General features: G+C 63.1%; 14 protein-coding genes. 4 read left to right on the plus strand and 10 right to left on the minus strand.

All coding sequences use genetic code 11. The features are described 5' to 3' along the window. Positions 1 to 433, plus strand: a 433-nt coding sequence (locus EOS_RS17390; protein WP_047847914.1) for a tyrosine-type recombinase/integrase, incomplete at its 5' end; no start/stop codon positions are given. A 251-nt stretch (positions 434 to 684) separates the two neighbouring features. Here EOS_RS17390 and EOS_RS17395 read toward each other — a convergent pair. The 10 genes from EOS_RS17395 to EOS_RS17440 form a co-directional block, all read right to left on the minus strand. Further along, on the minus strand, positions 685 to 1578 hold the full coding sequence (locus EOS_RS17395; RefSeq protein WP_047847915.1) for an amidohydrolase family protein: 894 nt from the start codon (positions 1576 to 1578) through the stop codon (positions 685 to 687). 21 nt (positions 1579 to 1599) lie between these two features. Continuing rightward, positions 1600 to 1914, minus strand: coding sequence for an L-rhamnose mutarotase (locus EOS_RS17400; RefSeq protein ID WP_047847916.1), 315 nt, complete (start codon positions 1912 to 1914; stop codon positions 1600 to 1602). 10 nt (positions 1915 to 1924) lie between these two features. Then, complete coding sequence (locus tag EOS_RS17405; RefSeq protein WP_047847917.1) at positions 1925 to 2707, minus strand: SDR family NAD(P)-dependent oxidoreductase; 783 nt, start codon at positions 2705 to 2707, stop codon at positions 1925 to 1927. A 33-nt stretch (positions 2708 to 2740) separates the two neighbouring features. Beyond that, positions 2741 to 3919, minus strand: coding sequence for an L-rhamnonate dehydratase (gene rhmD, locus EOS_RS17410; protein ID WP_047847918.1), 1179 nt, complete (start codon positions 3917 to 3919; stop codon positions 2741 to 2743). A gap of 48 nt (positions 3920 to 3967) precedes the next feature. Then, positions 3968 to 4903, minus strand: a complete 936-nt coding sequence (locus EOS_RS17415) for a dihydrodipicolinate synthase family protein (RefSeq protein WP_047847919.1) — start codon at positions 4901 to 4903, stop codon at positions 3968 to 3970. A gap of 105 nt (positions 4904 to 5008) precedes the next feature. Continuing rightward, positions 5009 to 5893: a glycosyltransferase family 2 protein gene (locus EOS_RS17420; protein ID WP_047847920.1), complete on the minus strand. Its 885-nt coding sequence runs from the start codon at positions 5891 to 5893 to the stop codon at positions 5009 to 5011. Between the two features lie 145 nt (positions 5894 to 6038). Continuing rightward, positions 6039 to 6740 carry a GntR family transcriptional regulator gene (locus EOS_RS17425; protein ID WP_047847921.1) on the minus strand — a complete coding sequence of 234 codons (702 nt, stop codon included), beginning with the start codon at positions 6738 to 6740 and terminating at the stop codon, positions 6039 to 6041. A 78-nt stretch (positions 6741 to 6818) separates the two neighbouring features. After that, positions 6819 to 7610 (minus strand): maleate cis-trans isomerase family protein, encoded by a 792-nt coding sequence (locus EOS_RS17430; protein WP_047847922.1) that lies wholly within the window; start codon positions 7608 to 7610, stop codon positions 6819 to 6821. Continuing rightward, on the minus strand, positions 7607 to 8851 hold the full coding sequence (locus EOS_RS17435; protein WP_047847923.1) for a D-amino acid dehydrogenase: 1245 nt from the start codon (positions 8849 to 8851) through the stop codon (positions 7607 to 7609). Before EOS_RS17435 ends, EOS_RS17430 begins: the two co-directional genes overlap by 4 nt. Before the next feature lie 21 nt (positions 8852 to 8872). Beyond that, positions 8873 to 9220, minus strand: coding sequence for a RidA family protein (locus EOS_RS17440; RefSeq protein ID WP_047847924.1), 348 nt, complete (start codon positions 9218 to 9220; stop codon positions 8873 to 8875). 304 nt (positions 9221 to 9524) lie between these two features. Here EOS_RS17440 and EOS_RS17445 point away from each other — a divergent pair, with 304 nt between their 5' ends. The 3 genes from EOS_RS17445 to EOS_RS17455 form a co-directional block, all read left to right on the plus strand. Further along, complete coding sequence (locus tag EOS_RS17445; RefSeq protein WP_082163400.1) at positions 9525 to 10634, plus strand: ABC transporter substrate-binding protein; 1110 nt, start codon at positions 9525 to 9527, stop codon at positions 10632 to 10634. Between the two features lie 26 nt (positions 10635 to 10660). After that, complete coding sequence (locus tag EOS_RS17450; RefSeq protein ID WP_047847925.1) at positions 10661 to 11554, plus strand: branched-chain amino acid ABC transporter permease; 894 nt, start codon at positions 10661 to 10663, stop codon at positions 11552 to 11554. Beyond that, the coding region (locus tag EOS_RS17455; RefSeq protein WP_047847926.1) for an ABC transporter permease subunit at positions 11547 to 11759 on the plus strand (213 nt) is incomplete at its 3' end. The genes EOS_RS17450 and EOS_RS17455, both read left to right, overlap by 8 nt.

Here is an 11759-nt window from a genome sequence, read left to right on the forward strand (position 1 = left end):
CGATCTCGACGCGGCCGAATGGCATATTCCCGGTGAACGCATGAAGATGCGGCATGACCACATCGTTCCACTTCCCCGGCAAGCGCTGATTGTTCTGCACGAACTAAAAACAATAACGGGCGATAGTGCCTATGTTTTTCCGTCTCCGGCTAAGCAGAAAACACCGCATCTACACCGTGACGCCCTCAGCAAGGCACTGCGCGATATGGGATTTCAAGGCAAGCACGCAACGCACGGCTTCCGGGGCATGCTCCGCACCGTCGGCCGCGAGCGCCTGGGCATCGATATCGACGTGCTCGAAGCGCAGTTGGCCCACGCGAAACGGGGCGACGTGCAGAAGGCCTATGACCGCACGACCTTCGATGGGGACCGCCGCCGGGTCATGCAGGAGTGGGCTGATTACGTCGACAACTGTGTACGGGGCAGAAAGTGACGAGAAACCTCACTGACTGGGTATCAATATCGCGCCGACCAATGTGGACCTTGCGAACCTGCTAGCCAATGAACTGGACCAGTTTCGAGCAGCGCATCCGGAACGCCGGGTCGCGCGAGGAGGCGGCCAATTCCCAAGGTGTTTGAGATGGCCGAGGCGATCGCGATCGGAGCACGCTGGGCATCTCGCGCCCTGTGGCCGGGCAGAAGCCATGCAGACAACCGAACGGGTGACGTTTCACGTGCGTAAAATCAAATCCGATAAATCCGTTCCGCATTCTCGACAAACAGAGCCCGCTGCTCGGCGGCTGTCGCGCCTGCGACGATTTTCGCATACGCATTCCACAAAGCCGCATAGCTGGCGTGCAACCGGTCGACGGGAAAGTTCGACGCGAACATGCAGCGCGGCACGCCGAACGCATCCATTGTTTCGAGCACGTAAGGACGAAAACTCTCCACTGTCCAGTGGTGATCGAACATCGCGAGGCCGCTGATCTTCACCGAGACGTTCGCATGGCGCGCAAGGCGACGCAGGCCGTCGCGCCACGCCCGATAGCCGCCCACTGAGTCCCGGTCGACGAACATGCCCGCATGATTGACGATGAACGACGTCTGCGCGTTGGCCTCGATCAGCGCCAGCGCGGCATCAACTTGAGAGGGGTACAGTTGCAGATCGAACGACAGTGCGAATTCGTTCAGCAACCTGAAGTGTTCGAGCCAGCGCGGCTCCGTCAGATAATCGACCGCGACATAGTTGTACCAGGGATCGCTATGCCGGTTGAGCACTTGGCGAATGCCCCGCACGTTGCGGTGGGCGGCCGCATCGGCCAGCAGCGTGCGGGCGTCCACGCGCAGCAAGTCGACGCCCGCGACGATTCCCTCTGGCTTGCCGGACGACAGCGGATCGTCCGCGAGTGCCTGCAACCAGTCGACTTCCGTTGGCGACGTCCATGCATCGTGGATCGCCTCGACGTGTACGACCTTCAGCACGTCGATCTCCGCACTGTCGGCGGACAACGCCTCCGGTCCATAGATCCTGGGCAACCGGGCGGTGTGGCCCGAGAACACCGGCCGGGCATGATCCAACCAGCTATAGCGCAGCGTCTCGGCGTCCCAGAAGTGAATGTGCGGATCGACTACTTGCATGGCATCTCCCGGTCTGCGGCGTCATGCCAGGTGGAACATCGGTTTGAGCGAGTGCTGTCGCGGGCGTCGGTCCGGATGCGTCGCCATGAGGTCCGCCATGTGGGCCCACCAGCGTTTCATCACGTCCTCGTCGGCAAGCCGATCCATCGTGTGATCCGCGGATCGCTTGAGCACCGCGAACAGATGATGGGTCTCGTCGTCGAAAAAGATCCAGTAGTCGGCGATGCCCGCGTCGCGCAAGGTCTGCGCGAGTTCTGGCCAGATTGCGTCGTGCCGCGCGCGGTACGCTTCCTCTTGGCCCGGCCTCAATTGCATTCGGAACGCGATCGTTTCCATACGTCCTCGCTCATTGCAGATTGACGAACAAGCCGCCGTCGACCAGCAGCGCCGCGCCGTTCACGTAGCGTGCCATATCGGACGCGAGGAACACCACGCAATCGGCGACCTCGTCGGGCTCGCCAAGCCTGCCGAGCGGAACCCTCCCCTCGAAATAGGCGCGCTTGTCGGGCGCGCTCAGGTCGGCCTCGTTGATCTCGGTCCGAATCGTGCCCGGCAGGACCGAATTGCAGCGGATCCGGTGCGGCCCGAGCGCGACCGCGCACGACTGCATCAGTGCATGCACGCCGGCCTTGGTCGGCGTGTAGTGGGTCTGCAGACCGCCGCCGACGAGTGCACTGATCGAGCTCGTCGCGACGATCGCGCCGCCCGTGCCCTGCCGGACCATTTGCTTGGCCGTCGCCTGCGCCACATGGAACGCGCCATGCAGATTGACTTCCATTGTCCGCTGCAGCAGCCCGGGCGGCAGGTCGAGAAACGCGTGGAACGGACAGATGCCGGCGTTGCTGGCGAGCACGTCGATCCGCCCGAATGCATCGACTGCGCTAGCCACCAGATGCGCGGCCGTCTCCGGCAACGCAATGTCTCCCGGCACGGCGATCGCTTCGCGCCCGGTGCCGCGGATCTCGTCGAGCAGGCTGTCGATCTGATGGTCGACCTGCCCGGGGAGCAGCGGGTTGCTCCAGTAGTTCAGCACGACATCGGCGCCGTGCCGCGCGCAGGCCAGCGCGATCGATCGCCCGATGCCGCGCGAGCCGCCCGTCACTACCACGACCTTGTGTTCCAGCAGCATGTAGTGCCTCCTGTGCTCTATCCGAGGGCGGGATCAACGCGAATACGGGCGCTGGGTGCGCACGTCCGGATTCAGCCTTACGCCGAATCCAGGAGTGTCGGGCACCTTCATCCGCCCGTTGGCGGGCACGGGCTCGTCCAGCAACAGCGGAGCGAACATCGGGACAATCCGGTCGGCATCCGGCGCCATCATCAGAAACTCGGCAAACGGACTGTTGTGGCGCGTCGTCACGAAGTGATAGCTGTAAACCGACGATCCGTGCGGGATCACGAGCACGCCCCGCGCATCCGCCAGCGCCGATATCTTGAGCAGTTCCGTGATGCCGCCGCACCAGCCGACGTCGGGCTGGATGATGTCGCAGCACTCCATTTCCAGCAGCATCCGGAAGCCCCAGCGCGTGGCTTCGTGCTCGCCCGTCGTTACCAGCATGTCGCGCGGGACGTTGCGGCGCAGCTGCGCATAACCCCAGTAATCGTCGGGAGGCAGGCATTCCTCGATCCACTTGAGGCCGAACTCCTGCGCACGATGCGCGAGCTTAGTCGCGTACGGCAGGTCGAGGCTCATCCAGCAGTCGTACATCAGCCAGAAATCCGGACCGACGCGGCTGCGCATCTCGGCAAGCTTCTCGAGATTGCGGTGCAGCCCGTCCTCCTGCTCCGCCGGCCCATGCTGCAGCGGCAGCTTACCGCCGATGAAGCCCATCTCCTTGGCGAGATCCGGCCGCGCGCCTGTCGCATAGAACTGCAATTCCTCCCGGACCTTGCCGCCGAGCAGTTGATGCACGGGTTCTTGGCGGATCTTTCCCAGCAGGTCCCAGAGCGCCAGATCGACGCCGGATATCGCGTTCAGCACGACGCCCTTGCGTCCGTAATAGAGCGTCGCGTAATACATCTGATCCCACATCTTTTCAATGTCGGTCGCGAGCTGCCCCTCGATGAATCGCGCCAGGTGTCGCTCGACAATGAACGCGCCGATCTCGCCTCCCGTCGTCACGGCGAACCCCACGGTCCCGTCGCTCGCCTCGATCTCAATGACGAGTGTGCCCAGCACATTGATGCCGAACGACTGGCGGCTCTGCCGGTACTCCGGGTAACGCGCCATCGGCGTGGCGATGTGATCGTCGATCCAGTGGCCGCTGCCCTGATCGTGATAGTCTGCGCCGCCGCCTCTGATCGTCAGCGCGCGGATGTGTCGGATGGTGGGCATGCTCATGAGCGTCGCTCCAATTGGGAAGACCGGATCACGGCCAAGCGGCCGGGCTCAACGAGCCCAGCGCAGCACGAGTGCGTCGAGGCGCCGGGCGATCTCGACGAGACCCTGGCGAGTGGCCGGATGAAGCGGCGCGAGTGGCCGACGTAGTGCGTCCGAGCCGATGATCCCCCCTTCCTTCATCAAGGCCTTGCACGCCATCAGGCCGCACTGGCGGTTCTCGAAATTGATCAGCGGAAGCCATTTTTCGTACACGCGTACTGCCTCGTCGCGATTGCCGGCGAGGTATTCGCGGATGATCGGCTGCAGCCCGTCCGGATAACCCGCGCCGAGCAGGCTGCCGGTCGCGCCCGCGTCAAGGTCCGCGAGCAGCGTGATCGCCTCTTCGCCGTCCCACGGGCCTTCAATGGCATCGCCGCCCAGCGCGATCAATTCGCGCAGCTTGGCGGCCGACTGGGGAACCTCGATCTTGAAGTAGCGCAGATTGGGAATTTCGCGAGCCATTCGCGCAAGGAACGCCGCCGATACTTGCGTGCCGCTCATCGGCGCATCCTGGTACATGATCGGAATCGCGATACGCTCTGACACCTCGCTGAAGAATCCGTGGATCGCCTGTTCGGCGCACCGGATCGTCGCCCCGTGATAAGGCGGCATGATCATGACCATCGCCGCCCCGCGAGCCTGCGCGTCACGGCTGCGTTCCGCGCAGATGCGCGGATTGAAATGCGTCGTGGTCACGATCACCGGCACGCGCCCGGCCACATGGTCGAGTATCGTCTCCGTCAGACGCTCCCGCTCCGGATCAGACAGCGAAAACTGTTCCGAGTAGTTCGCCAGGATGCAAATGCCGTCTGCACCGGCGTCAATGATGAAATCGATGCACCGCTTCTGCCCGTCGAGATCGAGTTCCCCCTGCTCAGTGAAGATGGTCGGGGCGACGGAAAATGCTCCCGTGTAACGGCGTGCATCGGACGATATCTGGTTCATTGCGGTTTCCTCACATTGATTAGTATTCCAAATCGATATATCCGACTAAATCCGTCTCGCGGCATGTTGAAGAGCCACGATAGAAACGAACCGCTCCAGCGAATGTCAGACGCGGCCGTACCGCCCGCGCAACCCATCCGTCACGCCGCAAAGGATCGCCTTCAGCTTCGTACGCTTTTCCTTACCGTGGAGCAGCACAAACGCGACATGCTTCAACGTGATCAGATTGATCAGCAACATTGCCGGATAGCGGCGCCAGTAGTCGCGCGCGACCAGGATGCAATTGCGCGCCGCGTAATAGTGGCGCAAGGCGCTTTGGTCGAAGATCTCGACCTGCGGCCAGTGCTGGCGCACGGGCGGCTTGCCAAGCTCGTGCGGCAGTGACACATCGGCGTTCACGCACACTGGCACCCCGTGGGCCTGCGCCCGCATGCAGTATTCGGCATCCACGTGGTCGATGAAGAAATCCTCGCGAAACTGGCCGAGCTCCCGGTACGCTTCAAGCGAGATGGCGGTTCCCGACGAGATGATCACCGAGCAACGCAGCAGGCCGTGCGCGCCGTCATTGATTCGTGTAATCTGCGCCGACCAGCGGCGCACCGTGAAGAGCGGCAGGTCGCGATTGAAGTTGAGGTTGAAGATCCGCGGCCCAACCAGGAACCGGGGATCTCCCACCGCGGCGCAACCTTCGAGCATGCGGTCGAAATAGTCGTCCGGGATATAAGAGTCCTGATCGAAAATGAAGAAGACATCGCAGCCGCGATCGATCAGGAACTGAACGCCCGCGTTGAACGCCCCGGCAATGCCGCCGCGATTCCGGTTCACCACTACATCCACGCCGTGCGCCCGTAGCCGCGCATGCAACTGCTCGTCGACGGCCGGAGAATTATCGACGGCCACTACCACCGGACTCAATCTGGGCAAATCCAGCAAGTGCTCGACCTGCTCCGTGGTCGGTTTATAAAGCGTGATCAGTGTGCCATGGTTCATGACGGCGCCTCGTTGCGAAGAGATGATGGTCTCTCGCCCCTGTCCGCGGGCGAGTCCGTCCTCCTGTCTATCGACTGCGTCCCATGTGCCGGCGCGGTGCTCCACGGTGCTTCCAGTCCTGGCTGGAAGCACCGCGGCCCGCCCGTTATTTCGCGTACAGCTTGACCACGCTCGCATGCACGACGCGCGTGATCTCTTCCATCCGCCAGCGGATATGCGTGTCCGTCAGCGCAACACAGCGTGTGACGTCGCGCTCCGCCAGCGCATCGAGAATCTGCATATGCTCGGTGAACGCCTCGTTGCGCCGCTGGTCGACGTCCACCCATCGCACGTAGTGAATCCGTGCATTGATCCCCTGCAGCACCCGGCCAATCTCCGCGTTGCCCGACAGCGCGGCCAGTTCCAGGTGAAACGTCTCATCTCTGAGGACAAGTTCGTCGGACGGCGTGCGCTCCGCGCTCTTCATCACTTGCTTCCACGACCTGCGCAACGTTTTAATGTCGTTGTCCGAGGCCCGTTCGCAAGCCAGCATCACCGCGGTCGATTCGATCGTGCGGCGCAATTCAAAAAGATCGAACACGTCTTTCCCATCCAGTTCTCGAATGAAAAATCCCCGGTTCGGCACGAAGGTCAGCAAGTTCTCTGCCACCAGACGATTCAGCGCCTCTCGGATCGGCGTACGACTGACGTCGAGGCGCTCCGCCAGTTCCAGTTCGTTGACTCGCTCGCCGGGACGGATCTTGTACAGCACCGCCATCTGCTTCAACTGCTCGTAAACCTCATTGACCGTCAGCCCTGCCCGCTTGGGCGCGCCGGTTTCCCGCACCATCACGGAATTCGCTGCCATTGTGTCTCCTGGTTCGTTTCACTACCGCTTATTATCGACTACACCTGCTGGCGGCCTCGGGCCACCGCCTCCATTCATTCAAATCGTGAACAGCCGGCCGAACTGCGGCAAGCGGTCCTCGACATTGCCGAGCCGCAACGCATGCCACGCCAGTGCATGGTTGCTCGACAAAACCGGCTTGCCAAGCTTCGCCTCGATATCCGCCATGGCGTCGACCAGTCGCAGGCTCGTGCAGGAAACGAATACCGCGTCGACGCCCGGATCGCGGCCCAGTTCGAGCACGGCGTGTTCAAGCGAGGCGCGATCAATGCGCGCGACCTCGTTGTCGTCGCGATGCTCAAACGACCCGACACTGACGACGTCGACGCCGCGCGCCCTGAGATAGCGGCTCATCGCGTCGTTGATCGGGCGCTCATAAGGCGTCAGTAAAGCCACGCGACGCGCGCCAAGCGCGGCGAGCGCGATGCGGGCGGCGGTAATCGGCGTCGTGCAGGCGATTCCCGGGCGCGCTTCCCGGATGCGCTCGAATACCCGCTCCTCGCCCAACACCGCAGACGCCGACGTGCAGCCGAACGCAACCACATCGAGATGCTCGCCCGGGCGAATCAGTTCGACGGCTGCCCGGATCCGGCCATCCATCAGGGCGAGCGTCTCGGCGGTAATCTCGGCCGAATTGGCGATCCGGCTTTCGTAGAACGCCACGCCGTCGAGTGCCACCATGCGACGCCATTCATACTCGATCGTGTGATCGGTGGCCAGCACGACGAGGCCGATGGCCGCGCGCCTCGCGATTCCCTCGTCCAGCGAAAAACCAAAACGCGCGTACGCGCCCGGAGGAGAGTCGATGGGGCTAGATTGAAGTTCGCTCACTGCAGAGTCATCCCTGTGATGTCGATGTCGGGCCGGCGACCGCTCATCATGTCGACGAGTATCTTCGCGGTGCCGCACGACATGGTCCAGCCCATGTGGCCGTGACCAGTGTTGAAGAACAGGTTGCCGTGCCGGGCCGGGCCGATCAGCGGGGTGCCTTCCGGTGTCATCGGCCGCAGGCCCGCCCAATACGACGGCCGCCGGTAATCCGCGCCGTTTGGAAACAGCGCTTGCGCCGTCTGGAGCATGTGCGAGAAATCCGCTGGCGAATGATTCGTGTCGTAGCCGCAGAACTCCGCCGTCGCCGTCAGCCGCAGGCGCTGCCCGAACCGCGCCCACGCAACCAGCTGGTTCTCCTCGACGCCGCCCAGGGTCGGCGGCTCGTGCCACTCGTCGATCGGCAATGTCACCGAATAGCCCTTGACCGGATAGATCGGCAGCCGGTAACCGAGCTGGCGCGCGAGGAACGGGGAATACGAGCCCAGCGCGAGCACGTAGCGGTCGCCGCTGACCCGGCCTTGCGACGTGTCGACGTAGTCGATCCGGTCAGCGCTCGCATGCACTTTGCGGATCGTCGTACCCAACTGGAACTCGACACCGAGTGCCTGGCAGCGCAGCGCGAGTTCGCGCGTGAACAGATGCGCGTCACCGCTTTCGTCGGACGGGCAATAGATGGCGCCTTCAATGCTGTTCGCCGAAACCGCGAGCGCCGGTTCCAGCGCGACCACCGCGCGCCGGTCCAGCGTCTGGAGCGGCAGCCCGTTGTCGGCCAGGATCGACATGTTCGACACGCCGCGCTCGAACGACGCCGGATCGCGGTACAAGTACAGTAATCCGCCACTGATGCGATCGAAGATCAGCCGCTCGTCTTGCGTCATCTGTTGCAGCAGCCGCTGCGAATAGCGGCACAGCCGCACCTTGCGCGACGTGTTCAGGCGCGAACGTTCCACGGTGCAGTTCTGCAGGAACAGCCAGCACCACGCCCACATCCGCCAGTCCGCGGTCAATTTGAGCCGCAGCGCCTGCCCCTCGGCGAAGAGCGACTTCAACAGGATCTTGGGCGCACGCGGCGACGCCCAGGTATACGAATGCCCCGGCGCGATCAGCCCCGCATTGGCGAAGCTGGTCTCGAGCGCGACACCGTCGCACCGGTCGACCACAACGACCTCGTCGCCCGCTTTCGCCAGGAAATAGGCGGTGGTCACGCCAACGATGCCACCACCCAGAACGACCGTTTTCATGCGCTTGGTTCCTCTTGGTTCCTACAGGGCCGCTATTGCCGCGATTTCCACCGTGTACTCGGGAAACGCGAGCTTCGATTCCACGCAGGCCCGCGCCGGTGCATCGCCCTTGGGCACCCATGCATCCCAGATGCGGTTCATGTCCGCGAAGCTGCGGTAGTCGGCCAGCCAGATGCTGGCCGACACGATCCGGCGCTTGTCGGCGCCGACGCTTTCGAGCAGACGATCGATCTTGTCGAGGATCTGCCGCGTCTGGCCCGCGACGTCGAGCCCGCTATCGTCGGCAACCTGCCCGGCGATGAATGCCAGCTCGCCGGCCACGACCAGTTGACTCATCCTGTCTCCTGCTCCATAGCGCTTGATGTCCATCGGTCCAGCCTCCGTCAATCGATTCATATTGAGTGCATTCTATCCATCATAATTCACGATTGCATACACTTTTTTATCAATTTCGTTCGATTCCCCATATCGGTTCATGGTAGTTTCCATGGTGCATGAGGTGTCTCCAATGTTGTGCAAAGATGCTTTAAAACAGAGCTATAAACCTAAAAACAGGCATGTCTAAAATTTTTCTTGATGGCTCAAAAAAATTATCCCAAACTATTTTTGTTCAGTAATTGTGTAGACACTTGTGTATATCAACCACTGATTTTCGATGCTTGGGAGAACGACAATGAAGCTACGCCACTGGGGAATCGAAGCGCTCGCGACACTGTGTTTCGGCCTGTCTCATCTGCCTGACGCGCGAGCCGACGTCAGCGTCGGCGCCGTGCTGCCGCTGACGGGTTCGAGCGCGTCGATCGGCGAGGACCAGCGCCGCGGCATCGAGCTCGCCGTCGCGAAGATCAACGCCCAGGGCGGCGTGCTCGGCCAGAAGCTGCAAGTCAGGATCGAGGATTCCGGCGGCGGCGCGAACACCGCGCTGGACGCCACCCGCAAGCTCGCCACGGTGGATCGCGTGCCGGTCGTACTCGGCGAATTCTCGTCGTCGATCACGATCCCGATCGGGCAGTTCCTGGTTCGCCAGGGCGACGTGCACGTGAATATCGGTTCGTCAAGCCAGCAGATCCGCAAGATCGGCTCCGGCTCATTCAGCGTGATCGGCCTCGACGACCTGTCCGCGCGTTTCGCCGCGCAAGATGTGTTCGACCGGAAGCTGCGTCACGTCGCGTTCATCGCGCCTAACAACGGCTACGGCCAGGGCATCGCCAGCGAATTCAAGAAGCGCTTCGAGGCGCTGGGCGGCACGGTCGAGGCCCTCGTGCTTTATACCGAGGGGCAATCGACCTATCGCCGGGAGCTGGAGCAGATGGCGCGCGCCAAGCCCGATGCGTACATCTACAGCGCGTACGGCCAGGAAGCGGCGACCATCAACCGCCAGGCATACGACATGCAATTGAACAAGAGCCCGTGGTACGGCATCTACCTGACGATGTGCACGAGCGATACGCCGCCGGAGATCGCGCGCGGGCAGATCGGCCTCGAGGTGGCGTCGAGCGGTGCGGACGCGAATGGCTACGCGCAGGCGTACGAGGCCGCCTACAAGGAAGCGCCTCGCTCCGCCTTCGGCAGCTACGCCTATGACGCGACGATGCTGTCCGCCGCTGCGATCAACCATGCGCACTCGACCGACCCGGCCAAGATCCGCGCGGCGTTCGACGCGCTCGGCAAGTCGTATGCGGGCGTGACGGGCACGATTTCATTCGACAGCGACGGCCAGCGGATCGCCCAGCCTTACGAGAAAGTGTCGTTCAAGCAGACTGTCGCCGTCGCCGCGCAGTAAGGGCAGCGACGCTACCGGAGCCCACCATGCTGCAGTTTCTTCTCGACGTCCTGATCCGCACGTCCGATCTGTTGCTCGTCTCGGTCGGCCTCTCGACGCTCTATTCGCTGATCCGTTTCCCGAACATCGCACACGTGCAGTACGCCATGCTGGGCGCGTTCCTGTCGCTCGCCGGACAGCGTGCGGGCCTGCCTTTGGCGCTCGCGGCCGGCGTGTCGTGCGCGCTCGTCGGTTGCCTCGCCGTGTTGCTGAACGTCCTGGTCTTTACGCGGCTGCAGCGCTCCGGCAGCGCGGTCGCGATGATCGGTTCGCTCGCGGTGTCGCTAATCGCGGTCGCGCTCATGCTGGGGACGGCTGGTTCCCGGCCGCTGCAATACACGCAGGATCTCAGAGTCCCGTTGACGATCGGCGGGGTGGCGATCTCGGACGCGCAGGCTTACTCGATCGCGTGCGGCGCGCTCACGCTGCTGATCTTCTCCGTGCTGCTGTATCGAACCAACCTCGGCCGTTCGATGCGCGCACTGGCGTCGAACCGGCCGCTCGCACTCGCTTCCGGCATCGACGCGAACCGGGTGACGAACCTGATCACGTTCGCGAGCGGCGTGTTGGCGGCGCTGGGTGGCACGATGCTCGGTCTCACGGAAAGCGTGCACGTCAATCTCGGCAACAACCTGTTGATTCCGGCGTTCTCGGCGGCGATCCTCGGCGGCCTGGGCAACCCGCTCGGCGCCGCCGCCGGGGCGCTCCTGATCGCATTGGCCGAGACCGTGGTCATCAACGTCGATTTCGGCTCGCTGGTGGGCCGTTCGATGCAGTTCTTCCCGGTCGCCTACGTCAGCGCGGTCTCGTTCCTGATCCTGCTCGTCGTGCTGATGGTCCGCCCGTACGGCATCTTCGACCGGGAGGTGCGACGTGTCTAGCTTCCTGGTTCACCTGCTGACCTCGGTCTGCCTGTACGCGATGATGGCGCTCGGCCTGAACCTGCAGGCCGGCTACGCCGGGATGGTCAACTTCGGCTTCGTCGCTTTCGCAGGTCTCGGCGCTTATGCGGCCGGCATCGCGTCGCAGTTAGGTTGGCCGATGCCCGCGGCGCTGCTGCTGGCCGTGACGGCCGCTGCCGTGCTT

The sequence above is a fragment of the Caballeronia mineralivorans PML1(12) genome (assembly GCF_001028175.1).
Lineage (GTDB): Bacteria > Pseudomonadota > Gammaproteobacteria > Burkholderiales > Burkholderiaceae > Caballeronia > Caballeronia mineralivorans.